General features: G+C 47.2%; 25 protein-coding genes. 10 read left to right on the forward strand and 15 right to left on the reverse strand.

Translation table 11 applies throughout. The features are described 5' to 3' along the window. Nucleotides 1-48 precede the first annotated feature (48 nt). The 4 genes from HWI92_RS23135 to HWI92_RS23150 all read left to right on the forward strand — a co-directional run bounded on the left by HWI92_RS23135 (nt 49) and on the right by HWI92_RS23150 (nt 3650). Nucleotides 49-642 (forward strand): riboflavin synthase, encoded by a 594-nt coding sequence (locus HWI92_RS23135; protein WP_204664795.1) that lies wholly within the window; start codon nt 49-51, stop codon nt 640-642. Between the two features lie 66 nt (nt 643-708). Continuing rightward, nucleotides 709-1500 (forward strand): PASTA domain-containing protein, encoded by a 792-nt coding sequence (locus HWI92_RS23140; protein WP_204659734.1) that lies wholly within the window; start codon nt 709-711, stop codon nt 1498-1500. Further along, the gene (locus tag HWI92_RS23145; RefSeq protein ID WP_204659736.1) at nt 1481-3328 is read left to right on the forward strand and encodes a T9SS type A sorting domain-containing protein; all 1848 of its coding nucleotides are present in this window, start codon (nt 1481-1483) and stop codon (nt 3326-3328) included. The genes HWI92_RS23140 and HWI92_RS23145 overlap by 20 nt, the downstream gene beginning before the upstream one ends. A gap of 16 nt (nt 3329-3344) precedes the next feature. After that, the gene (locus HWI92_RS23150; RefSeq protein WP_204659737.1) at nt 3345-3650 is read left to right on the forward strand and encodes a rhodanese-like domain-containing protein; all 306 of its coding nucleotides are present in this window, start codon (nt 3345-3347) and stop codon (nt 3648-3650) included. Nucleotides 3651-3694: 44 nt separating this feature from the next. Here the strand turns inward: HWI92_RS23150 and miaA are convergent, their stop codons facing one another. Further along, on the reverse strand, nt 3695-4624 hold the full coding sequence (miaA, locus tag HWI92_RS23155) for a tRNA (adenosine(37)-N6)-dimethylallyltransferase MiaA (protein WP_204659739.1): 930 nt from the start codon (nt 4622-4624) through the stop codon (nt 3695-3697). Nucleotides 4625-4787: 163 nt separating this feature from the next. On the opposite strand from miaA, the gene HWI92_RS23160 reads away from it, so the two are divergent. Continuing rightward, nucleotides 4788-5450: a collagen-like triple helix repeat-containing protein gene (locus HWI92_RS23160; RefSeq protein ID WP_229248516.1), complete on the forward strand. Its 663-nt coding sequence runs from the start codon at nt 4788-4790 to the stop codon at nt 5448-5450. A 62-nt stretch (nt 5451-5512) separates the two neighbouring features. Here HWI92_RS23160 and porN read toward each other — a convergent pair whose 3' ends face one another. The 8 genes from porN to sucD form a co-directional block, all read right to left on the reverse strand. Further along, nucleotides 5513-6565, reverse strand: a complete 1053-nt coding sequence (gene porN, locus HWI92_RS23165) for a type IX secretion system ring subunit PorN/GldN (protein WP_204659741.1) — start codon at nt 6563-6565, stop codon at nt 5513-5515. A 45-nt stretch (nt 6566-6610) separates the two neighbouring features. Beyond that, on the reverse strand, nt 6611-8203 hold the full coding sequence (porM, locus tag HWI92_RS23170) for a type IX secretion system motor protein PorM/GldM (RefSeq protein WP_204659743.1): 1593 nt from the start codon (nt 8201-8203) through the stop codon (nt 6611-6613). 104 nt (nt 8204-8307) lie between these two features. Then, on the reverse strand, nt 8308-9120 hold the full coding sequence (gene porL, locus HWI92_RS23175) for a type IX secretion system motor protein PorL/GldL (protein ID WP_204659745.1): 813 nt from the start codon (nt 9118-9120) through the stop codon (nt 8308-8310). A gap of 120 nt (nt 9121-9240) precedes the next feature. Beyond that, complete coding sequence (gene porK / locus HWI92_RS23180; RefSeq protein WP_204659754.1) at nt 9241-10314, reverse strand: T9SS ring complex lipoprotein PorK/GldK; 1074 nt, start codon at nt 10312-10314, stop codon at nt 9241-9243. A gap of 347 nt (nt 10315-10661) precedes the next feature. Further along, the gene (locus tag HWI92_RS23185; protein ID WP_204659757.1) at nt 10662-11639 is read right to left on the reverse strand and encodes a PorP/SprF family type IX secretion system membrane protein; all 978 of its coding nucleotides are present in this window, start codon (nt 11637-11639) and stop codon (nt 10662-10664) included. Nucleotides 11640-11769: 130 nt separating this feature from the next. Further along, entirely contained in the window at nt 11770-12552 is a 783-nt protein-coding gene (locus tag HWI92_RS23190) for a uroporphyrinogen-III synthase (RefSeq protein ID WP_204659760.1), read from the reverse strand. A 43-nt stretch (nt 12553-12595) separates the two neighbouring features. Further along, nucleotides 12596-13777 (reverse strand): DUF4271 domain-containing protein, encoded by a 1182-nt coding sequence (locus HWI92_RS23195; protein ID WP_204659762.1) that lies wholly within the window; start codon nt 13775-13777, stop codon nt 12596-12598. Nucleotides 13778-13835: 58 nt separating this feature from the next. Next, complete coding sequence (sucD, locus tag HWI92_RS23200) at nt 13836-14714, reverse strand: succinate--CoA ligase subunit alpha (protein ID WP_204659764.1); 879 nt, start codon at nt 14712-14714, stop codon at nt 13836-13838. Between the two features lie 161 nt (nt 14715-14875). Here sucD and HWI92_RS23205 point away from each other — a divergent pair, with 161 nt between their 5' ends. From HWI92_RS23205 to HWI92_RS23215, 3 genes are all read left to right on the forward strand, one after another. Continuing rightward, complete coding sequence (locus HWI92_RS23205; RefSeq protein WP_229248518.1) at nt 14876-15421, forward strand: hypothetical protein; 546 nt, start codon at nt 14876-14878, stop codon at nt 15419-15421. 102 nt (nt 15422-15523) lie between these two features. Beyond that, nucleotides 15524-16012: an azurin gene (gene azu / locus HWI92_RS23210; protein WP_204659767.1), complete on the forward strand. Its 489-nt coding sequence runs from the start codon at nt 15524-15526 to the stop codon at nt 16010-16012. 221 nt (nt 16013-16233) lie between these two features. Further along, on the forward strand, nt 16234-17577 hold the full coding sequence (locus HWI92_RS23215) for a tetratricopeptide repeat protein (protein ID WP_204659769.1): 1344 nt from the start codon (nt 16234-16236) through the stop codon (nt 17575-17577). A 125-nt stretch (nt 17578-17702) separates the two neighbouring features. Here HWI92_RS23215 and HWI92_RS23220 read toward each other — a convergent pair whose 3' ends face one another. From HWI92_RS23220 to HWI92_RS23230, 3 genes are read right to left on the reverse strand one after another with little or no spacing between them, the layout of a single operon-like run. Next, nucleotides 17703-18416 (reverse strand): superoxide dismutase, encoded by a 714-nt coding sequence (locus tag HWI92_RS23220; RefSeq protein WP_310589496.1) that lies wholly within the window; start codon nt 18414-18416, stop codon nt 17703-17705. A 28-nt stretch (nt 18417-18444) separates the two neighbouring features. After that, the gene (gene recR, locus HWI92_RS23225; RefSeq protein ID WP_204659772.1) at nt 18445-19056 is read right to left on the reverse strand and encodes a recombination mediator RecR; all 612 of its coding nucleotides are present in this window, start codon (nt 19054-19056) and stop codon (nt 18445-18447) included. Nucleotides 19057-19059: 3 nt separating this feature from the next. Next, a complete protein-coding gene (locus HWI92_RS23230) occupies nt 19060-19335 on the reverse strand; it encodes an ATP-dependent Clp protease adaptor ClpS (protein ID WP_204659774.1) in 276 nt (91 codons plus the stop codon). Nucleotides 19336-19439: 104 nt separating this feature from the next. Between HWI92_RS23230 and HWI92_RS23235 the strand changes: the two genes are divergently transcribed. Both HWI92_RS23235 and HWI92_RS23240 read left to right on the forward strand, forming a co-directional pair. Continuing rightward, nucleotides 19440-20909 (forward strand): sodium:solute symporter, encoded by a 1470-nt coding sequence (locus tag HWI92_RS23235; RefSeq protein WP_204659776.1) that lies wholly within the window; start codon nt 19440-19442, stop codon nt 20907-20909. A gap of 224 nt (nt 20910-21133) precedes the next feature. Further along, nucleotides 21134-21526, forward strand: coding sequence for a DUF3244 domain-containing protein (locus HWI92_RS23240; protein ID WP_204659778.1), 393 nt, complete (start codon nt 21134-21136; stop codon nt 21524-21526). A gap of 57 nt (nt 21527-21583) precedes the next feature. Here HWI92_RS23240 and HWI92_RS23245 read toward each other — a convergent pair whose 3' ends face one another. Genes HWI92_RS23245 through HWI92_RS23255 form a run of 3 tightly spaced genes read right to left on the reverse strand, consistent with a single transcriptional unit; the run spans nt 21584 to nt 24995 of the window. Then, entirely contained in the window at nt 21584-21958 is a 375-nt protein-coding gene (locus HWI92_RS23245; protein WP_229248519.1) for an MGMT family protein, read from the reverse strand. Further along, nucleotides 21918-22502, reverse strand: coding sequence for a DUF3109 family protein (locus tag HWI92_RS23250; protein WP_204659780.1), 585 nt, complete (start codon nt 22500-22502; stop codon nt 21918-21920). Before HWI92_RS23250 ends, HWI92_RS23245 begins: the two co-directional genes overlap by 41 nt. Before the next feature lie 12 nt (nt 22503-22514). Further along, the gene (locus HWI92_RS23255) at nt 22515-24995 is read right to left on the reverse strand and encodes a LysM peptidoglycan-binding domain-containing protein (protein WP_204659782.1); all 2481 of its coding nucleotides are present in this window, start codon (nt 24993-24995) and stop codon (nt 22515-22517) included. Nucleotides 24996-25000 lie beyond the last annotated feature (5 nt).

Here is a 25000-nt window from a genome sequence, read left to right on the forward strand (position 1 = left end):
TCCGCAGTGAGAACACGTACCTTTGGTACAAAAACAGATATTTACACCATGTTTACGGGAATTGTCGAAGCTACGGGTGAAATCCTGGGCATCACCTCCGAAGGCACCAACAAGACCTTCACGTTTAAGTCTGACATTGCAAAGGAATTCAAGATCGACCAGAGTGTCAGCCACAATGGAGTTTGCCTCACAGTGGTAGCCGTGGAGCATGATACCTACCAGGTGACGGCCATTGAGGAAACCCTGCTGAAAACCAATCTCGGTCAATTGGCACAGGGCGACAAAGTAAATCTGGAACGTTGCATGCCTGCAAACGGCCGCTTTGACGGACACATTGTGCAGGGGCATGTGGATCAGACTGCAACCTGTATTCGCCGGGAGGAGCGGGATGGAAGCTGGCTTTTTGATTTTGAGTATGATGCAGGTACCGGCAATATTACGGTCGAAAAAGGTTCGATCTGTATAAACGGAGTAAGTCTCACCGTTTTTAACTCGGCTGAAAATTCATTCCGGGTGGCTATAATTCCTTATACTTATTCCTTTACCAACTTTCACGCATTGCAGTCCGGTCATTCGGTAAACCTCGAATTTGATATTCTGGGTAAATACATCCGGAGAATTCTGGGGCAGGCAGGGGTGTAGTATATTGGCTTCTTGGAATATAACTTTTATTTTTACCCGAACATCATCATTGCACCAAGTTCATTCATGGCGAAAATAAGTACGCAATCCAGAACGGACCTTCTTATCCATATTGGCATTATCGTTTCACTCCTGCTGGTTCTTTTTTTAGGATTTTTCTTTGTTTACCTCCCATTTACAACCAATCACGGGGAGGCGATTACAGTTCCTGACCTGAAAAAGATGAATGTAGAGGCGCTGGAAGATTTTCTGGACACCAAAGACCTGAACTATGAAGTGGATTGTACTTTTGTCGCCAATGTGCCTCCGCTAACCATTATTTCACAATACCCGCTTCCGGGTGCGAAGGTGAAAGAGGGCCGGAAAATATACGTGACGGTGGTTTCCCGTACTGCGCCGCTCATCAAAATGCCTAAACTGACCGATATGACACACCGGAGTGCGCAAATGCTGCTGAAAAGTGTGGGTCTGGCGGAGGGAAATATCTCCTATGTGCCTGATATGGCACAAAATGCGGTACTTCGTCAGATGTATAATGGCAAGGAAATACTACCGGGACAGCCGATTGCGAAAGGATCAAAGATAGACCTTGAACTGGGTGAAGGTTTGGGTACTGCGCAGTTTGCGGCTCCCTCTGTCATCGGAATGCCGCTGGATGAAGCCAAAATCGCCATTATTGGTGCCGGCCTGAAAGTAGGGCAGCAAATGGAAGTAGCAGCCCAGGAAGATCAGGCACCCGGCTCCGTCGTACGGCAAAACCCCGATGCAGGCAGTAATGTCAGGATTGGCGATGTAATTGATCTTTGGATAACCCCGCACACAGGTGAACCTGCTGAGAATGAAGATATTCCACAATAATTTTTTTGTAAAACAAAAGTTTGCCGCACTTGCGTGCCTGCTCTTTGTAATGACAGGCCACATTACTTTCGGGCAGCTCAGCCTGGTGCCGCTGGGCAGCGATCCGGAGCAGCAAAGCCAGCCTGATGAAAATATGCGCACAGCGGCTTCGCTGGCGCTCCCGTTTTTTGATGATTTTTCTTCCACTAAAGATACCCGGCCTGCCACAGCCCGCTGGGTTGCAGGCAGCGGGGTTTACATCAACAATTCACTCACAACCGATCACCCGTCTGTAAATGTCGCAACCTTCGACGGTTTAAATGCCGGCGGCCTGCCGTATAATATTGTTAATCCATTAACCCAGGGCTTTACCGATACGCTCACCTCACAACCTATTAACCTTGCTAACCGTACACGGGCGGATTCTTTGTATATCAGTTTTTACTGGTCGGCGAAAGGTCTGGGTGAGTTGCCGGATTCAAGTGATTTTATGCAGCTGGAATTCCTGAACAGCAGCAATGAATGGGTAGTAGCCTGGAAAAAGATCGGATATAATGTTCCGGCTGGTTTTCACCAGCAATTTGTCGGTGTAAGCGATGCGGCTTTCTATCACGGCGCATTTCAGTTCCGCTTCCGGACTTACGGCCGGAGTTCGGGTCCGTACGATACCTGGCACCTGGACTATGTTTATCTTAATACCAAACGCAGCTCCCGGCAGCCCTATATTTTCGATGTGGCTATGCGCAGGCAGGTTACACCTTTTTTGAAACGGTTTACCGCCATGCCTTTGCGACAGTACCTGTACGGTCCGGCTGCCGTCATAGCGGACTCGATGACGACGGATATTGCCAATAATTTCAACAACTTCAATGTACTGACAGGTACCGTAACCATTTCCGATGCCAGAAGCGGCAAAGAACTTGCCCGGAATGTGCAGCGATCATTATACATTGAATCGCTGAAATCGAAGTCACTGGGCATTAAGCTGGCTGCTGGCATTGTGCCGGCAAGTACCCGTGACAGCATTCGGCTGATCAACCGTTTTTACATTACTACTACGGACACGATCCCCGGTGTGAACCTCAAATACAATGACACGATCACATCGGTCACGAACCTGAGCGACTATTATGCCTATGATGACGGTACCGCCGAGTATGGTATGCAGGTAAACCAGAAACTGGCCAGGGCGGCAGTAAGGTTTGTTCTGACAAAGCCTGATACATTGGGCGGCGTACGGATGTCGATGGTTTCCTTTAACAAGAACATTGCGGGGCAGGGATTTGTGGTACAGCTGCTGAGCAACAAAAACGGAAAGCCCGACCAGGTGATCACCCAGCGATCCGTAGCCGTCCGCTACTCCGCCGAGCGGAATGGTTTTGTTGACTATTCCTTTGCAGTGCCGGTGGCGGTGAAAGACACGTTTTATATAGGCTGGATGCAGTTCAATGATGATCCCGTGATTGTGGGATTTGACCGTAATTCGCAGCTGGGAGCTGGTCATATTTTTTACAATCTCGGCACCGAGTGGGTGAAGGAAGACCGGTTTAAGGGAAGCATTATGGTTCACCCGTATCTGGGGTCTCAGGCAGATGGTCTTGTGACCGGCGTGGAGCCTTCAGTAGAAAGTGTCTTTTATCCCAATCCTGCAAAGGGAAGTATTCATTGGGATAAAAATGATTTTTCCCGCATTGATGTTTATGGTGCAGATGGTAAACATATGCATACTATTACCCCTGAAAAGCATGACCGCTCGGCCGCAATTCCGGATTTGCCGACAGGGCTTTATTATTTTCGCGGAAGCTCAGGCAAGCGGACTATGTCACAGCAGATTTTAATTTACAAGTAATATAAAATTCAGAGATATGGACATTACTGTTGAAGAACTCAAAGAACGCCTTGACAAGGGTGAGGACCTGCACTTTTATGACGTCCGGGAAGAATATGAGTATGAAGAGGATAACCTGGGGGCCAAGCTGATCCCTCTGGGTGAATTGCCGGATCATCTCGACGAACTTGCGCCCCTTAAAGATGAGGAAATCATCATTCACTGCCGGTCCGGTGCGAGAAGCGGAAAAGCTGCTAAGTTTCTGGAATCACAAGGTTATACCAACGTACGCAATGTACTGGGAGGAATACTGGCTTACCGCCAGCTGGAAGAAGAAGCGTAGAAGAGCATTAGACAGCATACAGGAGGTAACTATCGTGACGGTAGTTACTTTTTTTTATGGCTATTAATTTCATCCTGAATGTACCGGAGTACCCCGTCAAGGTTGTCTGCATGAAACCAATGGAAGTTTCCCTGGTGCCGGAACCACGTCAGCTGCCGCTTTGCATACCTGCGTGAGTTTTGTTTTAACAGCTTCTCCATCTCGGCCTCATCATACTCACCGTCGAGGTATCCATATACTTCTTTGTACCCAACTGTTTGCAGCGCGTGATGTGACCGGAAGCTGATGAGGTCGCGCGCTTCCTGCACAAGCCCGGCTTTGAGCATGGTGTCCATCCTGTCATCAATTCTGCGGTAAAGCTCGGCACGGTCTCTGTCCAGCGCGATCTGAATCTGGTGAAATGGACGTGCTGATTGTTTCTGTCGCTGAAAACTGCTGATCGGCATGCCGGTGGTGTGATATACTTCCAATGCACGAATCACACGCTGAGCATTCAGGAATTCTGTTGAGGCTGCAAAAACAGGATCAAATTGGCTGATTTCGTTTTGCAGCACACTTAGACCTTCGTGATGCAGCCTGCCCGTCAGTTGTTGCCGCAACCTTGGGAGCGGGGAGGGGAGATCATCCAGACCTTCCGAAACAGCCTTGATGTAGAAGCCAGATCCGCCTGTAAGCACTACATAATCGTATTTGAGAAACAATTTCTCAAGTAACCTGAGTACATCCCGCTCGAAATCACCGGCACTGTAAGATTCAGAAATAGTGTGGGAGTTAATAAAATGGTGCGGCACAGCTGCCAGTTCCACTGCGTCCGGTTTTGCAGTACCGATATTAAGTTCTCTGAAAATCTGGCGTGAGTCGGCGGATATGATCTCTGTACCAAGCTCCCTCGCAAGCTGAACAGACAAACTTGTCTTGCCCACAGCAGTAGGGCCGGCCAGGATAATCAGGTATTTAGGGGTCGAAAATTGCATCTTAGATTTTAAACTGGCGCAAAAGTAACTATCCCTGTTGTTTCTGCTCCTTAAATCCGGTTGGTCTTTGCTGATTTCGGATCAGGCGAATCTGTGCCAGTAGAAGGATTCTGACTTTTTTTCTATAATTTATAGCGCTAAGACAGGCATTTTCATCAGTTTAATGCTTTTGTGCGTACTTGCTACTTGTATTCCTATTTTTCCAATCAATTTAAACATTACAGTTATGTTCAAAAAATTATTGCTTCTTGCCTGGGTAAGCCTGGTAGTTTTTGCTGTTAGTTGCAAGGGGCCTGAGGGTGATGTGGGACCAGCCGGGCCAAAAGGTGATACAGGAGCCGCCGGTCCTCAGGGACCAGCTGGTGAGAATACAGGTTCCGGTGCAATCGTTATTTCTTCTGGTGCAGATTCAACAAATGAAGAAGGAGGCTATGTAACGGGTCTTACGGGTATTACCCCGGCGCAGGATAGCGTGTTACAAGCTTCGGCAGTTTTGGTTTATATCAAATCAGGCGGTGTATACTGGCCTTTGCCGGGTGTTGTTCTGTTTGATGATGGCTCTACTGTCAGCAATTTTACCTTCGTAAATGGAATGGATGGAACTAACTTCTTCATACAGCTTCTTCAGACCAACTGGTCCGAGGATCAGGACACTGCGCCTGTACGCAAGTTCGAGGATGTGAAGGTAGTGATTGTGCCAGGTAACTTGCTCAGGATGAATGCAGAAGTTCTTAAAAGTTATGAGAAGACAATTGCTGCACTCGGCATTACTGATAAAGATATTATATCCAGCAAAAAGCTGAATCTAAAAGCTTTGAAGAAGTAGTATCAATGCATAAAAAAAGAGGTCGTTTTGGCGACCTCTTTTTTTATGCTCTTATATTCTGATTAGTATTCCCACAAGCCGTGTTCAAGCTCCATAAGCTCCTGCTCGTAGTTCAGCGACTTGATCAAAGCTTCTTTTTCTCCATTGTAAATGTCAAGAAAGGCCCGGTCATTTGCATTGGAATACTTGGTAATCCGACCATAGAACAAGCGCAAGTCCATTGCATCCGCAAGGTTCTTGTTTTGCGCAGTATTATGGGTATTATACCAGATGTATTTTTTAGGATCACTTCTAAACAACCGCTCCACATCCTTGTAGCGGAAAGATGCTACCGGAAGTTCCAAACCTGTCGCTGTTTGCTCTGCCGGCAACACGATCGTGATCGTCTGGATGTCGTTATACTGACGTGATCTTTTCTTATCAAAAACCCAATCCTCTTTCAGCTCGATAATGCTAAGCTGGTCAGGAAAGTATTCCTCTTCGGTTACTGCCACCTGAGTCGAGAAAGTAGAATCCACCTTTGGCTTTTCTTCTACTGCAGGCTCTTGCTTGGCAACTTCCGTGTTCTTGGTACTTTTCTTTGCTTTCTTTTTAGGAGGACCCCAACCGTCATCTTCTACTACGGCTTCTTTTGCTGGTTTTTTGGCACCCCATCCATCATCAGCCGCAGCAGGTTCAGCCTTAGCAGCATCTGGCTTTTTGGCAGCTCCCCAGCCTTCATCTGTGCTGGCAGGTGTACCAAACCCTGCCGCAATTTCATCTGCGGACAAGCCGGCAGTCTGATTCGGGATCAGGATACGTTTGTGGATATCACCTGCGCTGATCTTGGTTGCGCAGGAATCATTCGTATATGCATCGATTAATCCCGCTTTTGCAGCATCCAGCAGGTATCGTGTTATCTCATTGTTTTTGGAAAACATCGAGATATTTTGCTTCTCTTTCAGGTCTACTCTTCTCCACAAAGTCCGCTTCATCATCACATCCTCGTCACCGATTGGGCGGGCTGAAAACAAGTTGGCTGTAGAGTCTTCCTTTTCCTGAGCAAAGGCAGTGCCGGATGCCAGGGAAAGTGTCAGGAGTGAGCATGCAATCGTTTTTCCGGTCAGTCTTCTCATATCATGCAAGTGTTCTATTGTCTATCAAACGAGCGGCTTAGGAAATTAGTATAGTGTAACGGAACGGGTCTGATTTCCCATTTCTACGTCGCTAACAGCACCTTTGAAGTTCTGACGTTCAACTTTCAGAATTGAAATTACGTAGCGGTCGCCGGGCTGTGCCTGCTGTGCAAGGGAAGAGATAGATCCTCCTCCGCCATTCAGCGTAACACCATTGATCCTTCTTGAACCTCTCGCCAGTGATATCTCCACCTGTGATACCCTGAATTTCGCATCTTCGGGAGAGAAGTTCTTAAAGCTTTCGTCAGGTACTGCAACAATCTGGATACTTCTTGCTCCGGCAGCAGGTGCACCACGGCGCTCGTCGAAAACGGCACCATTTACACGTACTTCCAGCGATGGTTTCGGAACGCGGTTTACCCGGAAAGGCTCACTTCCAAGCTGGTTACCTGCATTGAACACGTTGATGTTCAATTGAGCTTTATTAGGCACAATGGTAAACTTACCTTTCTGGCCACTTGGAATAATCTCACCGCCGTCCGTAGTAAAGTTAGGGGCCCACAGCGGGCCGAGTGCCGGGCTCTGAATGCTCAGCTTGTTGGCACAACCCAGGTATAACGGAGGAAGTGTTCCTGTTTCAATCTGATACGAGGGTTTCACAACAAAGTACTCCTGGTTCATCGTGTAAGTGGTATCCCTGCCCGACGGAGTAGGAATTGTAATCCGTCCCTGCAACTCACGACGCGCAAGACCTTCTGCATTATAGCCGCCACCCTGAGCCGTAAATTCAATGAGACCTACACCATTTTCAACTTTGACCGGCGCTCCGTTCAGACTCATGCGGGGTGTAATACCCGAGGCCGATGCTGCGATAAACATCTGTCCTTTAAATTTAGTACCGGCAACAACAGTTTTTGCATCAGCACTTACCATTGCAAGCACGCGGTCAAACTTAATGTCAGCGGCTCCTACCTTGCTGGCCAGATACGTTAGTACTTCACCTTCCATCCGGCGGATATCAGTTTGTTTCTGGCTTAGTACAGCAAGTGCAGCAGCAACGGGAGTCGATTCAAAATTTAGCTCAGCAAAATCCTTGTTACGCTGTTCTTTGTTGCTTTTCGCCACAGGATCTTCCTTTCCATCCAATGCAAGCATTTGGAATTTGTTAGGAGATACCCTGTTTAGTTCAGCTACGTACGAGTTCAAGGTTTGCTGCAATTTGTAAGCTTTTCCATTTTTGCCTACGCCAATCATCATCTCGCCGACTTTAGTTTCTTCCTGCGGATTTTTGATACCACCTTCTTCATTCAATCCTCCACCTGCTTTGGTGATGATTTCCTGTTTCAGTGCATTCAGTTCGTTGGTAATGTCAGAGGTAACTTTGCGAACCTGATCAGCGTCCTTCATGACAGCTACATCAGCAGAACGGTTTCCGGACTTTTCAACAGCTGCCTTAATCTTGAGTGCAATTTCCTGATTAAGCTTATTTGCTGCTCCGGAGGATAGTTCCAAAGAATTATTCAGAAGAATGAATTTTTCAATAATGGCTGAACTCACCTGCAATGCAAGCATCGCGGTAAGTACCAGATACATCATGCCAATCATCTTTTGACGGGGTGTTTCTTTTCCACCTGCCATATTATTCTGTAATCGGTTTTTCTGTGAATGAATAGTTTAAAAACAACAATCGTCAAGCCTGTTCATGCAAAATCCCAGGAATGACGATCGTTTCAATCCGATAATCAGGCATTTCCTCTCATCGCGGTAAGCATGTTACCGTAGATGTTGTTCAGCGATGAAATGTTGGTAGTAAGCTTGGTCATCTCACCTTTAAACACCTGTGACTCCTTGGTAGCATCAGCCATGTTTTCCATCGCAGCTGTCAAATTGCCATAGAATGCATTCATTGCTTTCAAGTGCTTGGTTGTATCCTGCAATTCAAGCTCGTACACTGCATTAAGTGCACCCATATTCTTGGTAATCTGCTGAAACTGCTCGCGATAGGATTGTGCATCCTTGGTAGCATCCGCCATGGAAGACATTGCGTTGATCGCCACACCGTAGGATTTATTCATATCGTTGATGGCCGTTGATGCGGATTTTACATTACGCGCATAATCGTTGGTAGCAACAGTGGCATCTGTAAGATCGCTGATCTTGCTCACAGTATCAGAAAGGTTTCTGAATCCTTTACCCAGATTATCAAAGATTTCAGGTGAGATCTTCGCATTGTCCAGCATGTTGTCAAGCTTCGCAGTTGTGCCGCTTGCACTTGTAGACATCCGGCTAATCGCAGGTCCGTTATAGTCGTCAGCCAATTCAGGGTAAACACGTGTCCAGTCCGGATCTCTGTCTGATGATTGGGTCAAAGTTTGTAGTGCGTACAAAATAAAGATAATTACCTCAGTACCTAGCCCTGCAGTAAGCATCGGGCCTCCTCCATCCCAGTGCTGAATTTTAAATAAAGCTCCCAAAATAACAACGGCAGCACCAGCGCTGTATATGGTTGGTACCAGTTTATCCCAAAAAAAACTAGGTCCGCTATTCTTAGCCATACAAATTAAAATCGGTTACAGTGAAAAATAAAAGGTTGTTAGAAATGATCGTTGGTTCAACGTGATTGTAAAAAAGAAGCAGGGTTGTGAACGCTGCTTCTTTCAGATAAGTAAGATTTTTTAGCGACGACGGGCTCGGGCACCGCCACGGTCATTTACATTGTCCATGACACACCGGAAACCGATAAATGCACGGCGCTCAGTCTCATATTCGTAGGATCTTGTACCTGTTTGCAGGTAGTATGCAATGTCTTTCCAGGAGCCGCCTTTGATAACCTTCCGGGGTTCATCCGGGTTGTTGTACTCCGGGTTCATATCCCATACAATGGCAGTCGCATTGTCTGTGTAAGCATCGGAAGTCCATTCCGCAACGTTTCCGGCCATATTGTACAAGCCAAAGTCATTCGGGTTGTATGCATTGGCTGGGGCAGTGTATGGATAACCATCAGCATCGTAGTTTCCGCGCTGCGGTTTGAAGTTAGCCAGGAAGCAACCTTTTGCATTCATGGTATATGGATTACCCCAGGGGTATTTCGCTACGGCACGACCACCTCTTGCTGCCCATTCCCATTCTGCCTCTGTCGGCAAGCGGAAACCGGTTGAGTTAAACTGGCCTTCCTTGTTTTGATAATCATGTAGCAGATTGGTACGCCATTTTGAGAAGTACTCCGCCGCAGTCCAGCTCACACCTACCACCGGATAAGTATCAAAGCCCGGGTGCTGATAGTAATATTCCACAAAAGGATCACCATTGGAGTATGCAAAATCTTTTTTCCAAACAGTGGTATCCGGGTAGTACTTGGACATAATTTCTTCCTCGCCCAGCACTGAAACAGAGTCAACCATCAAAGCATTCACAAACTGGCGGTACTCATTATTTGTAATTTCAGTATCATCCATAAAGAATGAACTGATTGTTACACGCCGGTTCATGTTATTCATGGAAGATGCAATATCCTCATCGGCTTGTCCCATCACAAATGATCCGGAAGGAATTACCACCATTCCTGCAGGAGTGGTCTGCTTGTATCCTTTGCGGGCGGTAGCTGTGATCTCTCCGTTTGATATACCGCTTTCTTCTTTTCCTCCCTTGCCAAACTTGCTTTTGATAAAACCGCAGCTCTGCATCAGCATTAGAGCGGCAACCAAAAGCAGGCTTTTGACCCCATCCCGATAGAACACGTTCACATCCATAGTGGTTTGTAAAATTTGAATTATAAAATGTTAGCCTAAAAACGTCAGTTGATAATCTATAGTATACTGGTATTACAAACATAAGCCAAATCCAATGCAGGCTTTTGCAAAGGATTTGAAGGCGTGCTTTCCACGTTTACAGCGGGCTTTCTCGACCATCGTTCTAACGCAGGAAAATCATAAATGTTATTGCACGCCACTATTTTACAAATATAAATTAAAGTTTCTCAAACTGACTCACAACTGTTTTTGCCTGATCTGAAAAGAGCCAGGTAAATGTTGTAAAATCTATATATTTTACTATTTTTTGCTGAGCCTCAGGATAAAACCTTTTAACAAATTTCCTGTCAGAATCGGAAGCGTGGTGTTCTGATGATCGCTTTCTTTCCAAATTGAGGCGAAGGAAGGGCATATGACAGAAGCACCTCAAATGAAGAGGGTGCCTTGGTACGATTGCCACCCAGTACGAGATCATAGGCGCCCGACAATCTCAGCGATTGGTCAGGAAGCAGGTAAACACCACCCATGATGATGAAGTAGGTATCTTGTTGCCTGTATGTTCCTCCGATCCAGTAGCGCTTGTTGTACGTAATCGTCGCGCCGCCTTCCGCTGAAATGGTGCTGATATCCGATTTTACCAGTACAATCGGCTGAACGTCGAGAAGGTAGCCGAGCTCAATGTTCACACCGGCATTGAAATATAATGTTCTTGGTAATGGATTTGTAGCAGTTTCTGAGCCCAACTGGTACTTGGGCTTCAATAAGTGGTTAAGTGAGACGCCGGCATAGAATGCGTCATTTTCATACCGGGCCCCTACTGCAAAGTCAGGATTGATCTGGGAAATAACACCCGTCTGAATCAAAGGATCGTCCGGATCACGGGCGCGGAGTTTTCCATAGTCAATCGATTGGCGAAATAATCCTCCGCTCGCACCTACCTGCAGGTTCCCGCCTGCCATAGGAATCTTGTAGGCAGCAGATATCTTGAAGTCCTGGTCGTTGCGGGGACCGCTTTTATCATTTAATGCATAAAACCCGATACCAAAATTCTTCAGGGGCATACTGAATGAGAACAGCTGCGTGGATAACGCTCCACCCGCATCATCTACATTAGTACCCTGATATCCTGCATATTGAGTCCTGTGAATGACATGGAATTTGGTAAGGCCGTCAGCGCCTGCTGCGGCTGGGTTCAGGTAAAGCTGGTTAAGAGAAAACAGGCTGAACTGGGCATCCTTCTGAGCGAACACGCCAGGCGATGCCAGCAGGAAAATAGCCAGTAACTTTCGGTATCTGCCATTACGAAAAATAAAAGTCAAGGTCATGCCTGCAAGTTTAATGAAATAGCACCAAGGGTCATTTGACGGACATTTTATAAACGCATATTGCTCAAAAAAATTGATATGACCACAAAAAAGCCCCGAAAAATTCCGGGGCTGAATGGCTGTCTGAATATCAGGCGTTATTGGCTTTTTTAATGTAAACTTCAAGCGCACCTGTCATAGACGGTGCATTGGGGAGAGGCGCCTGAATATCAAGTATTAAGCCCGCATCTTCCACAGCTTTGGCTGTTGTGGGGCCAAATGCGGCAATACGCGTATTGTTTTGTTTGAAATCCGGAAAATTCTCGAACAGTGACTTGATACCGGAAGGACTGAAGAATGCAATGATATCGTAGTACACTTCCCCGAGATCCGAGAGGTCAGAGGATACCGTCTGGTACATGGTAGCCTCCGTCAGGTGAAATTCCTCAGTATCCGCAAACTCGGGAATATCATTCCTTCTGACGTCAGAACAAGGATAAAGGAACTTCTCCTTTTTGTGCTTGCGCATGAGCTCGATCAGCTCGGCAGCAGTTTTGGTCCCTGTAAAGATTTTGCGCTTGCGGATAACAATGTATTTCTGGAGATAATTGGCTGTTTGTTCCGAAATACAAAAGTATTTCATTGTAGCAGGTACCTCAAGGCGACCTTCATTGCAAATCCGGAAAAAGTGGTCAATGGCATTACGACTCGTGAAGATTACTGCCGTATGATCCAGGATGTTGACTTTTTGTTTGCGGAAATCTTTGTAGGAAACCCCTTCAATATGAATAAACGGCCGAAAATCAACTTTGATATTATACTTCTTGGCCAGTTCGTAATAAGGTGAATTCTCGTCTGCTGGTCTGGACTGGCTTACCAAAAGGCTTGTCACTTTTTTAAGCCGCTCCTGATCAAAATTGATGGTATCACTCATGTATAATGCGCAGTGGTTTTATTCCCGATTCATTTGTTACCGGCTACAAGGCAAACTTTATACCTATAATGAGCGGGATAATTTCTATGACGCAAAGGTAAGAAAATAAATACAGATTAATCAACGAACCCGAAGGCCGCGTGACAATGTACAGGGAGATAAAACGTGAGAAGTAAAACAATACAAATGGCAGTGCAAGGTAGGGTCGCATTTCGGCTGTAAGGTTCACATGATTGAAGTTCAGGAAGAAAACCATCAGAAAGCAAAATGCGTAAAACAGGTAAGATGACTGTATAATTTTGATAAAAATAAGGTCGACCTGCTTGTCCAGGTTGAGCATATTTCCTGCCATCACCATGCAAATGTATTTGGCATAAATCAGCAAAAAGAATACAATGGTCAGGACGGAGAAGTCGCCCAGCAACTCGGCCGTACCCGACTTCCCGGAAAATAACGTACTGAATGAAAACAGGTTAAATCTGTTCACAAGCAGGAATGTCGCAGCAAATGCCATCAGCATCGCCAGCGCTACCACAAAGGTGATAACGGTATTGCTTAAAGGTTTGTGATTTTTGGAAAGCTGATCACGCGGATCGTTGTTGAAAAAGTCAATAGGACTGATCAAGCGGACAAAAGAAGGTGTATTGGTGTTGTAAAGCCATGCATTCAGAACGAGTACAATCAGCAACACGACCGCGGCAAAATTCCCGAATGGGGAGAATGAAACAGGTTTCATATTAATAAAACCTGATCGCGAATTTTCTGCCAGGCCCACATCACCCCGCGCTTTTTTATTGCACAGCAATACCGTTTTGTCAGCAATGCCCGGCCTGCCGTAAAAGGTAAACAGGAGCTCGTCTTTCTTATAAATCCGGAAAAGACTGTCTATACTCATTTCCTGCCATTTGCCGGCTTCAATCTTGTTCTGTAATGCACCTTCGAGAAACAGGTAGCACTCGCTCTCGGTTTTCAGCAGCAGTGCGTAGCGGCGGTTTTTCAGCAGATCAATATGAAGGCTTATGTAAGGAGCCGCCTCATTGATTTCCTGTGAAAAGGGGACATAGTTTTTGTACTGACTATTATATACCAGCCAATCATTTTTGAAGTCGTAAACCGGGAAGAACCGGGCAGGAGGGGATACCTTCGAAACGTTTTGCGCCAATGCTCCCAGGCTGAGCATCAGGGAAAGGAAAGCCCAGGAAATAGATCGGAAAACAGATTTCATCCGGTATGAAAAAGGGCGGGGTTTCCCCAGCCCTTTTGTATTTAGAAGGTATGCCGTATTATTTTTTGCCAAGTGCAACCAGCATGGTCTCTCCGATGAGTGCCGGCGACTCTGCCACATAAATACCTGATTCTTTCATGATTCTGATTTTGGCTTCTGCTGTATCATCAGCGCCGCCGATGATTGCGCCCGCATGGCCCATACGACGTCCTTTTGGTGCAGTCTGACCGGCAATAAAGCCGACGACAGGTTTCTTGTTTCCGGTCGATTTAACATATTCCGCAGCCTCAGCTTCCATGCTTCCGCCGATTTCCCCGATCATTACGATAGCTTCAGTTTCAGGATCTTCCATCAGAAGTTCAACCGCCTGTTTGGTTGTGGTGCCGATGATAGGGTCACCGCCGATACCGATTGCAGTAGTTTGTCCCAATCCGGCGCGTGTCAGCTGATCTACAGCTTCGTAGGTAAGCGTACCCGATTTTGAAACCAGGCCGATCGTACCTTTCTTGAATATGAATCCCGGCATGATCCCCACCTTACATTCTTCCGCGGTGATAACACCCGGACAGTTGGGGCCGATCAGGCGGCAGTTTTTAGATTTGATATATTCTTTTGCCTGCATCATATCTTTGGTAGGAATACCTTCCGTGATACAAACAATCACACCGATACCAGCGTCAGCAGATTCCATAATAGCATCAGCAGCAAATGCCGGCGGAACAAAAATGATCGAAACATCAGCGCCGGTTGCTCTTACAGCCTGGTCAACAGTGTTGAAAACGGGCCTTTCAAGATGAGACAGACCGCCTTTTCCAGGAGTTACACCACCTACCACTTTAGTAGCGTATTCAATCATCTGCTGGGCATGGAACGACCCTTCCGATCCGGTAAATCCCTGAACTATAATTTTGGAATCCTTATTTACTAAAACGCTCATGTTGGTAAATCAGTTTTTTCGGTAAAAGTAGAACGAAAAGCACGAAGTAGCAAAATGTAGCCGGAATTTGTAAATTGCTTTTTCTGACATTCCTACGCCTTTTTATGCACCTGCTGACCAATCCGCATATATTTTCGAACATCGTTTTAAGCTTCACCAGTTTGTTCATTTTTTTCCGGCACTTCAAGGGTCAGCCAAAGATCGCAAAGTGGCTCTGGGGCGTGTTTTTGTTCAACATCGCACTGGTTGCGCTGGCAGATCTGCTGGTATACGCCGGGCTGCAGAGCCTGGAAAGCGCCAGTGAAATCCTGATGGCAGGCGAGATGACACTGGGCTCGCTGTGCCTGGTCTCTGCCTCGTGGTGCCTGATCATGCGGTACAAAGGCGGCGATTTCCTGTTTGTTTCCACGGTATGTGTCGGCTTGCTGCTCTTTTACTGCATTATATGGTTCCGGGTAGAGTATGTCGGACTCATCATCAAGTCTCTCTGTATTCTCATCGCGCTGCTGATCTCCTGCGTAGGCCTGGCAAGCCGTCAGAAAAGCGCATTATGGGTTGTTTTTTCGATGATGCTGCTGGCACTGTCCACCAAATCGGGCAAGCTGCCGATCCCTATGGACCCTGTGGATATCAACCATTATATGATGGTACTTTCGGTCATCTGTGTGGGCAGGGCAGTCCGTGATCAGTACAAAATCCTCTTCTAGGTATTAGTTTTCAAACAATTGTTAATGGATTATATTTTTATAAACCCGTGTAGTAACTTGCAGGGGTTAATTTAAAATCAAAAGTTTACTAATACTCTTAATATGAAAAGAACCAAGTTTCTTCTCGCCTCGGTGATTGCTTTCGGAGCGCTTACAATGAATGCTGTTGATGCAAAAATCTCCCCTGCAACCGGAGTTGTGAACGATGTAAAGCAAACTAAAACCATCGTTATCAAAGGTACGGATGCGATGCAGTTTGACCTGAAAGAGATCAAGGTAAAAGCCGGACAAAAAGTAAAGCTTACCCTGACGCATGCAGGTAAACTCGCAAAAGCGGCTATGGGCCATAACTGGGTGTTACTGAAACCGGGTGTTGACATTGCTGCATTTGGTTCCAAGGCAGCAGCTGCCCGTGAAAGCGAATACATCCCTAAATCAGAAGAAGGAAACATTATCGCACATACCAAGCTGGTAGGCGGTGGTGAAAGTGATACCGTTGAGTTTACAGCTCCTGCAAAAGGAACTTACACTTACATCTGCAGCTTCCCGGGCCACTACGCTCTGATGAAAGGCAGCTTTATCGTTGAATAATCAAGACGCTTGCGAATACTGAAAACCGGCTTTATGCCGGTTTTTTTGTTTATGCCAATCCTGAGCCGCGCATAATCCGCAGCCTGCCTTGCCTGTCGGCTGCCTTAACTTGCATTTTGCCTGAAATTCCCGCCCCGATGCGTATTGAAACCAAGTAGGAATTTGAATACTTTTATGAAATAATTCAACGATCATTTGATTTGAGGAAAAGGTTTACTTTCATGAAGGTTTTATTGTCAGGCATTTTGGGCCTTGTTCTTCTCTCTTCCCCATCAGTCACCTTTGCCCAGCGTTCAGCAGCTGAATATTTTGAAGAAGGTAATACCAAAGCAGGTACCGGCGACTTTACCGGTGCATTGCAGGCATATACCACCGTCATTTCCATGAATCCGGAGCATGCCCCCAGCTATTTCAACCGGGGACTTGCCAAAGCCAACCTCAAAGATTACCGCGGGGCGGTGCTGGATTACGACAAAGCCATTGAGCTGAATGCGCGTGAACCGCTCTACTATCAAAGCCGGGGCGTGAGCAAGAGCATGCAGGACGATTTCAGGGCTGCCATTGAAGATTATACCAAAGCCATCGAGCTCAATCCCGAAGATCCCAAAGCTTACTACAACCGGGGCGTAAGTTATGCCAAACTGAAAAGTCACCGGAGTGCCCTCACCGATCTGGATAAAGCATTATCCATTAATCCCGACGAGCTGGCAGCATTGTATGCACGCGGCAACTGCAAGCAGGATTTACAGGAGTACGCCGGCAGCCTTGCGGATTTTACAAGAGTAATCGAACTTAGTCCCAAGCGTACAGGTGCGTATGCAGGGCGCGGCATGGCCAAGCTAGAACTGGGCGACTACCAGGGGGCTGCTGCCGATTTTACCAAAGCCATCGAACTGAGCCCTAATGATGCCGAGTTTTATGCAAGCCGGGGTTTCGCTAAAAGCAAAGTCGGGGACTTTACAGGAGCAGTGATTGATTTTGATAAAACCATTCAGCTAAATCCGGAGCATTTTCAGGCATATTATGGAAGAGGGTTCGCTAAAAACAAGCTTAATGACCAGCGTGGTGCGATTGAAGACCTTAACCGGTCCATCGAATTGAAAAACAGCTACGTAGGCGATCCTAAAAAGATTACCTACAGCGGAAAGCTCAACAAGGAAACCTTGGACGGTTTACGTGATCAGGTCAAGGAAAACATACGGATGGACAATTTGACCGGTGAACGTGCCGAGGCCTACTACATACGGGGTATCAGCAAGTCCAAGGTAGGAGAGGTAAAAGCGGCCATTCAGGACCTGACCACTGCCGTAGAGCTTAATCCGACCTATTCCAATGCATACTTTTCACGCGCAATGATCCGCTCCGCCAGCGGCGACCAGATGGGTGCTGTACTTGATTTTACAAGTGCCATCAAACTCCGCTCCGACTATCCGGAGGCGTACTACCTGCGGGGAATCCTGAAAAACAGCCTGGGAGAAGTCAATGACGGCTGCCTCGACCTGAGTAAAGCCGGAGAACTGGGCTATCAGCAGGCTTATAAGGTGATTTCGAGTTATTGTAATTAGGAAGAAAGGAGGAAGGAAAGAAAGGAGAAAAGGGAGGAAGGAGGAGAGTAAACTTTAATTTAGCTCCGTCCTCCATCCTCCTTCCTCCCAATTTTGTCACCCTGAGCGCAGTCGAAGGGCTCCTTCTAAGCCTTCTTCAGGTTTTCTGCTACCTTATCCCAGTTCACAACTTCCCAGAATGCTTTGATGTAGTCAGGACGTTTGTTTTGGTATTTGAGGTAATAGGCATGTTCCCAGACATCAAGGCCCAGGATGGGCGTACCTTTAAAATCGGAAACATCCATCAGCGGGTTGTCCTGATTGGGTGTGGATCCGATTGCCAGTTTGCCGTTTTGAGCCACCAGCCATGCCCAGCCGGAGCCAAAGCGTGTGGTTGCAGCTTTGCCGAACTCTTCTTTGAACTTGTCCATTGATCCGAACTGACCATTGATTGCATCGGCTACTGCGCCGGTAGGAGCTGCGGTCTTCTTGGGACCAAGTACCTCCCAGAAAAACGTATGGTTCCAGTGACCGCCTCCGTTGTTGCGTATAGCCACAGGCGCTTTGCCGATGTTCTTGATAATTTCTTCCAGTGTTTTCTTTTCCAGATCAGTCCCTTTTACCGCATCGTTCAGGTTTTTGACGTAAGTAGCATGATGCTTGGTATAGTGGATTTCCATGGTCATCTTATCAATGCTGGGTTCAAGTGCAGCAAAGTCGTAAGGCAGCGGAGCCTGTTTGAATGGTGCCATTTCAGCCGCAGCTTCGGTTATTGATGAAGAAGCAAATGAATAGTTTGTCAGGCTGCTGGCAGCGAAAGTTCCGCCTGCCAAAGTCCGCAAGAAATCTGTTCTGTTCATAACTCAGGAATAGAAAAATGGTTAGTGATCAATCGTAAGCCACCCGGCTTACAATGCTTCTGCCGAGGGTGATTTCATCCGCATATTCGAGGTCGCCCCCGATGGGGATGCCCCGGGCAATGGTACTGATTTTAACTCCTGTCGCTTTTAGTTTCTTTTGAAGATAAAATGCAGTGGTGTCTCCTTCCATGGTAGGACTAAGCGCAAGTATAATTTCCTTCACAGGATCTTCACCGCTTTGCTCCACCCTGGTCAGCAGGGAATCGATCTGAAGATCGGCAGGTCCTACACCTTCCAGGGGCGAAATAATCCCGCCCAGTACATGGTACAGTCCCCGGTATTGATTGGTTGATTCAATGGCAAGTACATCCCGGGTATCCACCACAACGCATATAATGCTGGTATCCCGTTTGGAATTGCTGCAGATGTTGCACAGTTCGTTATCGGCAATATTATGGCATTTTCTGCAGTAGGTGGTCTGGGTACGCATTTTCAGGAGTGCTTCGGAGAGCATCAGGGTTTGCTCCTCGTCTCTTTTCAGCAAATGCAATGCCAGCCGCAATGCGGTTTTCTTACCGATACCCGGCAACCGGGAAATCTCGGTGACGGCATCCTCAATAAGGCGTGAAGGATAATTCATGGATTAATGGATTTCTGCGGAAATGCCTCTTCTGCAGATCTCGTTGCGCATTCCTGCCAGTTCCTCAAAAGATCCTTCCTTAACGGAGCATTTGCCTTTGTAGTGAATGATTAATGTGCATTGTTCAGCCTGCTCACTGGAATGTCCGCAAACCTCCATCAGTGTATCAATAACCCAGTCAAATGTATTGACATCATCGTTGTACACAATAAGCCGCCTGACATCGACCTCAATCGTTTCCTCCAGTACCTCCTCTTCCGTTTCCGTAAGCGCTTGCATAACAGCCAAATTTCTCTTTGATTAGCAAATCTAATTAAAAACGCACATTTTAGTGCTCAGGAGGCATCTAATCTCTCCCTGGTATCGTTCAAACCCACTTTTTGATGAATCCATACGTTTCGTTACTGATCCTGGTTGTTTACTTTGGAACACTGATTACCATATCCATTTACACATCACGGGGAGCCGACACGAACACGTTTTTTACGGCCAACAGGCAGTCTCCCTGGTACCTCGTTGCTTTCGGCATGATCGGTACTTCCCTATCGGGAGTCACGTTTGTGTCAGTACCGGGTGCAGTGGCCAATATCCAGTTTTCCTACTTTCAGGTAGTGATCGGGTATATATTGGGTTACCTCGTGATAGGTACAATTTTGATGCCACTTTACTACCGGCTCAATCTTATCTCCATTTACTCGTACCTCGAACAGCGTTTTGGCTTTTGGTCTTACAAAACCGGTTCCGGCTTTTTCCTGCTTTCGCGTACCGTGGGCTCGGCCGTCAGGCTGTATGTGGCGGCACAGGTATTACAGCTTGCATTGTTCAAGCCGCTGGGTGTTCCATTTGAGGTGGCCGTGGCCATTACAATTTTCCTGATCTGGATCTATACCTTCAAAGGAGGCGTCAAAACCATTATTGTTACCGATACCCTTCAAACCTTTTTCCTGATTACGGCAGTCATCCTGACAATAATCCTGGTTTCAAAGGAACTGCGCCTGGATGGTATAGGCGAAATATGGAGTACCGTAAAAGGAAGCGGATATGCTCAGGTTTTCTTTTGGGATACCAATGATCCCAAAAACTTCTTCAAGCAATTTTTTGCGGGTGTTTTCATTGCCATTGTTATGACCGGCCTCGATCAGGATCTAATGCAGAAAAACCTGACCTGCAAGAATATAGGTGAAGCACAGAAGAACATGTTCTGGTTTACGATCGTGCTGGTGATCGTTAATTTTCTGTTTCTTTCGCTGGGCGCGCTGCTGTATGTATATGCCCAGGCGGAAGGCATTCCGTTTACCGAGCGTACCGATGATTTTTATCCGATGCTGGCACTAAACCATCTGGGCCTGCTGGTGGGGGTTACATTCCTTCTCGGGATAACCGCGGCTACCTACGCCAGTTCCGACTCCGCGCTTACCGCGCTTACAACTGCGTTCTGCATTGATTTTATGAACATTGAAAAGCAGCCCGAAGACAAACGTGCTACCATTAAGTTCTGGGTTCATGTGGGTTTTTCTGTGCTTTTTTACCTGGTGATCCTCGTTTTCAATAAGCTCAATAACAAGGAAGTAATCACAGCCGTGTTCGACCTGGCCGGTTACACGTACGGTCCCCTGCTTGGGCTTTTTTCTTTCGGAGCTTTTCTGAAAAGGCCGGTGAACGATCGCTGGGTGCCGCTTGTCTGCATTATTGCGCCCATTCTTACGTACGTTATCAATGCTCACTCTGCCGAGTGGTTCAATGGTTACCGTTTTGGTTTCGAGCGTCTTATTATCAATGGTCTGATTACCTTCATCGGATTGTACCTCCTGAAAGCGCCGGATCATGCCTCCCGCTATGCCGCCCGGTCCTGATCCGGCGTTCGGTTTCAGGCTTACTCTGTTCGGTTCCGAACAACTTCTCAGCTTATCCGGTTACATCTGAATCAGTCCTGTATTTTTCATGAACAGTTGATTATGAGCAGTTTATAGTGTCTATTTTTCTGATTTAGAATACAGACCAAAGCATTTGGCATATCCTTTTCTGGTTTAAGGTCATCTATGCAATTGTGTAGTGTCAACCAGAAAATATATTAGCCATGAAAACTTCAATCATTTCAAACCTGCTCTGCGCTGCTGCGCTTTCCTTGTCGCTCAATGCATTAGCCGCTGACAAAAAGAAAAACAACGAGGCCGATGCGGTCACTTACAAGCTGGATGCAGCCATTTACAAAGTTGCCAACACCAGTAAAGTGAAATTGTCTGTCGATAAAAATCCGGATACCAAACTGAGAATTTTGCTGAAAGACCGCACTGGAAAAGTCTACTACTCGGAGATGTTCTCGCAAAAAGCCGACAAGTACCGCCGCGTTTTCGACCTGGAAGATATGAAAGACGGCAAGTACTACTTTGAGCTTTATAACAAACAGCAAAAGCTGGTAAAAGAAGTAAAAATTGAGAGCAACATGGAGCGTTTGATCTCCCTGCAATAAGGATTGAACTGAAACAAAAAAAGGACTTCTCATTTCACGTGAGAAGTCCTTTTTGTTTCAGCCAAGTTCTTTTTCGGGATCCCAGAAACATGTTTCCCAGTCTTGAATCTGATCGTCCCTGACTACTATGCCTTCGCTTTCCAGCCGTTCCTGCATGATAGTAGGTGTTTCAAACAGATTTTTTGCACTCAGAACACCCGCCTTGTTCACCACCCTATGCGCAGGGATATCGTGATAATTGTAGCTGCTGCTCATGGCCCAGCCTACCATGCGGGCACCTCTTTTAGAGCCAAGGTACGCGGCAATCGCACCATAAGATGTAGCGCGGCCCGCGGGTATCTGCCTGACCACGTCGTATACGTCATTGAAAAAGTTGTTTTCAGAAGCCGGCTTATGCATTGATCCTGGCTTGCTGGCGTTCGTCGATTTCATGCGTCAGCTGCTCATACCAATGTTCGCCATACGCCCGGATCAGCGGTGCCTTCAGGAATTTATAAACAGGCACGCCAAGTTCACTGCCGAGCGAGCAGGCCGGGCTGCATATTTCCCACCGGTCGTAATTCAATGCATGAAATTCTTCGTATTTGGTAACCCGGATCGGGTACAGATGGCAGGAAATCGGTTTTTTGTAGCTGATCTTGCCGTCATTATACGCTTCCTCAATCGCACATTTCAGAATGCCGCGCTCATCGTAAATCGCGTAAACGCATTCTTTTCCGTCAATGATCGGCGTCACATAATCACCGTCCAGGTCTTTCGTGTAGGTACCTTCTCTGGCTATTACCTGTTTTCCGGCTTCTGTAAGGTAAGGGGCTACCTGCGGGTAAATTTCGTCCAGTATGGCCAGTTCCGACTCATCGAGCGGCGCACCTGAATCTCCTTCCACACAGCAGGCACCTTTGCATTTTTCAAGATTGCAAACAAAGAGCTGGTCTTCAATATCGTCACTAATGCAGGTATTCTCAATCAGTATCATGGGTCTGACAGACTATTGTTGCGGGATTTTAAGTTTTTGTCCTACCATAACACTGTTTCCCGACATATTGTTTAATTTTTTTATGTCCGCCACATTGGTATTGTAAGTCTGCGCAATGCGGAACAATGTTTCGCCGGGAGCCACCGTATGCGTCTGACTGCCTGATGCTACTTCCGATGTACCCGCCTGATCGTCTGATCCTTTCCGTACACGCAGTTTTTGGCCGCTTTTAAGCCTGTCACTGTCGGTCAGATTGTTCAGGCTCATCAGCTCGCGTACCGAGATGCCGTACATTCTGGCGACACTGTAATAAGTCTGTCCACCTTGTACCACGTGGTATCCCGTGCCTTCGCCTGCTGCCGTACTGCGGCTTTCTTCCCGTTCTTCCTGAGGTGTCTTAAATGTAGAAGCCGGTACCGGCCGGTTTACCACCACACGCTCAGGCGCTGCACTGGTCGACGCTGAGGTCTCATTTACAGGATCTGCGGCAGCATCCTTGCTGACAATAAGTTTTTGCCCCGGAGCCAGGCGGCTGCGGCTATCGCGGTCATTCAATGCAAGCAGCTCTTTCAGTGAAAGATTGTACTTGGCGGCAATGCCAAAGTACGTATCGCCAGACTGTACCGTATGATAGCTGGCCTTCGCAACGGATGGCGCTGCCGCTGCCGGAGCAGCTGTAGGTGCAGCAGCATCATTGTTTGCTGCCGCTTCCCGCGCCGCCTTCTCTGCCGCAGCTGCCCGTTGGCGCTGGTACACAGACATAGGCGCAGTGGTGCGGGTATCATTCGGGGTGATCACGCGGGTAGGTGCATTGCTCTTTACTTCGCGTTTTTCTTCGTCCGTTGATTTAAAAGAAGCATCTGCATTATCCTGCGTGATAATAACTACTCGGTCATTGGTTTCGGCGGTGGGCTGCTTTGTAGGGGTGCCTGCATTGGATGCAGCTGCGGGAGTAGTGGCTGGCGTTACAGCCGGAACCACGGCACCGGGTTTTACAGTACCGTCACTTTTTTCCACCAGTACAGGCGTATACTTTTTGCGCCCTGCTGCATTGGCAGGAATGTTTCCCGAAGCGGCTGTGCCGGCAACCGGAGCAGGCTCGCTGGTCGTTGCGGAAGCAACTGCCGGCGCGGTTGCAGCAGGTGAGGGCTGGGGAGGCGCAATGATTTCAACAGGCTGTTTTTTGGGTCGTTTTTTAGTTAAAAACAAAACCTGGCCCGTCTGTATCGGATAGTTGCGGCTGGTAGTGCGGTTGTATTTCAATAAATTAACAAGCCTAACACCATATTGCTGTGATACACTGTGCCAGGTGTCACCCGGGCGCGCCGTATGAAATGGCGTTGAAGCTTTCTTGTTTTTACGGGCGAGGTAATACACTTTACCAGGTATCAGCGGCATATCGGCCACCATATCATTGTATCGCATAAACTTCGGCATGCTCAGGTCGCCAGCTTTTGCCAGTGTCTTGGGCTTGTCGCCGGCCCTCGCTTCTACGCCCGGCAGACCGTTGATCTCATACAATGCAGGTCCGTTCGGGTCAGAGGATTTCTTCGTGGATTTTTTCAGAACAGGGAAACCGCTTTCCTCATATACCGATGCGACAGCTGTCTGAGCCGGTGGAAGTGAAAGCTTTTCACGAACCGATGCCACCTGACTTACAGGTACAGGTATGGTGATCAGGTATTCACGGTCAGAAGGTACCTTGTCTTCATTGAGCCAGCGGTTATAATTTTTGAGGTCAATGGAAGCTATTCCCAGGTCCCGGGCAATCTCGTCAAAGCTTTTACCTTTTCCATAGTCCGATTCCATTAATACAAATGCATTCGCAGTCTTGTACTTTTCGATCCCGGATTCAAGCGCAATTTTATGTGCAAAAAAGCGCAGTACGTAGCGGTCTGTTTTACCATTAAGCGTCACTTCCCTTGCGTATGCCCAGTTTGCCGGAATTACTTTCTTAACACCGCCTGCACCCTGATAATAGGAGTAAAGTGTTGTAACCCAGTTGTTGAATTGCTGATTGTTTTTCTTGAGATACCAGGCAGCAGCATGGGTCGAAGAGCTGATATTCTTACGTTCGTCTACATGATCATCTACCCGGAGATTCAGCTCACGGGCGGTCTCGGGCTTCATTTGCCAGTAGCCTACTGCATTAGAGGTGGATACCACATCGGGGCGAAATGAGCTTTCCTGTACTGCCAGGTACTTGAAATCAATGGGTACTTCTTCGTCCATCAGAATGCCTTCCACGATCGGGAAGTGCAGGATAGCCCGGTCCAGTTTTTCTTCCCAGAACTTCCGGTTGCTCATCAGGCTCTTGATATCTTCCTCAATAATATTTTGTGCATTACGGTCAAACTTCACCGTGATGCCGCCAAAGGAAACGCTTGAAGGAATATCAGGTACACCCTGCGCTGCAATCTGGCCTATGCTCAGCGTCAGCAACATGCAGGCTGCACATACAAATCGGAAGTTTGTGAAGAAAATTCGGGCCATATCTA

Source organism: Dyadobacter sandarakinus (genome assembly GCF_016894445.1).
Lineage (GTDB): Bacteria > Bacteroidota > Bacteroidia > Cytophagales > Spirosomataceae > Dyadobacter > Dyadobacter sandarakinus.

Bases quoted from the DNA above. Each gene is read 5' to 3' on its own strand.
- HWI92_RS23135 (WP_204664795.1), top strand. From the start codon at position 49: ATGTTTACGGGAATTGTCGAAGCTACGGGTGAAATCCTGGGCATCACC.
- HWI92_RS23140 (WP_204659734.1), top strand. From the start codon at position 709: ATGGCGAAAATAAGTACGCAATCCAGAACGGACCTTCTTATCCATATT.
- HWI92_RS23145 (WP_204659736.1), top strand. From the start codon at position 1,481: ATGAAGATATTCCACAATAATTTTTTTGTAAAACAAAAGTTTGCCGCA.
- HWI92_RS23150 (WP_204659737.1), top strand. From the start codon at position 3,345: ATGGACATTACTGTTGAAGAACTCAAAGAACGCCTTGACAAGGGTGAG.
- miaA (WP_204659739.1), bottom strand. From the start codon at position 4,624: ATGCAATTTTCGACCCCTAAATACCTGATTATCCTGGCCGGCCCTACT.
- HWI92_RS23160 (WP_229248516.1), top strand. From the start codon at position 4,788: ATGCTTTTGTGCGTACTTGCTACTTGTATTCCTATTTTTCCAATCAAT.
- porN (WP_204659741.1), bottom strand. From the start codon at position 6,565: ATGAGAAGACTGACCGGAAAAACGATTGCATGCTCACTCCTGACACTT.
- porM (WP_204659743.1), bottom strand. From the start codon at position 8,203: ATGGCAGGTGGAAAAGAAACACCCCGTCAAAAGATGATTGGCATGATG.
- porL (WP_204659745.1), bottom strand. From the start codon at position 9,120: ATGGCTAAGAATAGCGGACCTAGTTTTTTTTGGGATAAACTGGTACCA.
- porK (WP_204659754.1), bottom strand. From the start codon at position 10,314: ATGGATGTGAACGTGTTCTATCGGGATGGGGTCAAAAGCCTGCTTTTG.
- HWI92_RS23185 (WP_204659757.1), bottom strand. From the start codon at position 11,639: ATGACCTTGACTTTTATTTTTCGTAATGGCAGATACCGAAAGTTACTG.
- HWI92_RS23190 (WP_204659760.1), bottom strand. From the start codon at position 12,552: ATGAGTGATACCATCAATTTTGATCAGGAGCGGCTTAAAAAAGTGACA.
- HWI92_RS23195 (WP_204659762.1), bottom strand. From the start codon at position 13,777: ATGAAATCTGTTTTCCGATCTATTTCCTGGGCTTTCCTTTCCCTGATG.
- sucD (WP_204659764.1), bottom strand. From the start codon at position 14,714: ATGAGCGTTTTAGTAAATAAGGATTCCAAAATTATAGTTCAGGGATTT.
- azu (WP_204659767.1), top strand. From the start codon at position 15,524: ATGAAAAGAACCAAGTTTCTTCTCGCCTCGGTGATTGCTTTCGGAGCG.
- HWI92_RS23215 (WP_204659769.1), top strand. From the start codon at position 16,234: ATGAAGGTTTTATTGTCAGGCATTTTGGGCCTTGTTCTTCTCTCTTCC.
- HWI92_RS23220 (WP_310589496.1), bottom strand. From the start codon at position 18,416: ATGAACAGAACAGATTTCTTGCGGACTTTGGCAGGCGGAACTTTCGCT.
- recR (WP_204659772.1), bottom strand. From the start codon at position 19,056: ATGAATTATCCTTCACGCCTTATTGAGGATGCCGTCACCGAGATTTCC.
- HWI92_RS23230 (WP_204659774.1), bottom strand. From the start codon at position 19,335: ATGCAAGCGCTTACGGAAACGGAAGAGGAGGTACTGGAGGAAACGATT.
- HWI92_RS23235 (WP_204659776.1), top strand. From the start codon at position 19,440: ATGAATCCATACGTTTCGTTACTGATCCTGGTTGTTTACTTTGGAACA.
- HWI92_RS23240 (WP_204659778.1), top strand. From the start codon at position 21,134: ATGAAAACTTCAATCATTTCAAACCTGCTCTGCGCTGCTGCGCTTTCC.
- HWI92_RS23245 (WP_229248519.1), bottom strand. From the start codon at position 21,958: ATGAAATCGACGAACGCCAGCAAGCCAGGATCAATGCATAAGCCGGCT.
- HWI92_RS23250 (WP_204659780.1), bottom strand. From the start codon at position 22,502: ATGATACTGATTGAGAATACCTGCATTAGTGACGATATTGAAGACCAG.
- HWI92_RS23255 (WP_204659782.1), bottom strand. From the start codon at position 24,995: ATGGCCCGAATTTTCTTCACAAACTTCCGATTTGTATGTGCAGCCTGC.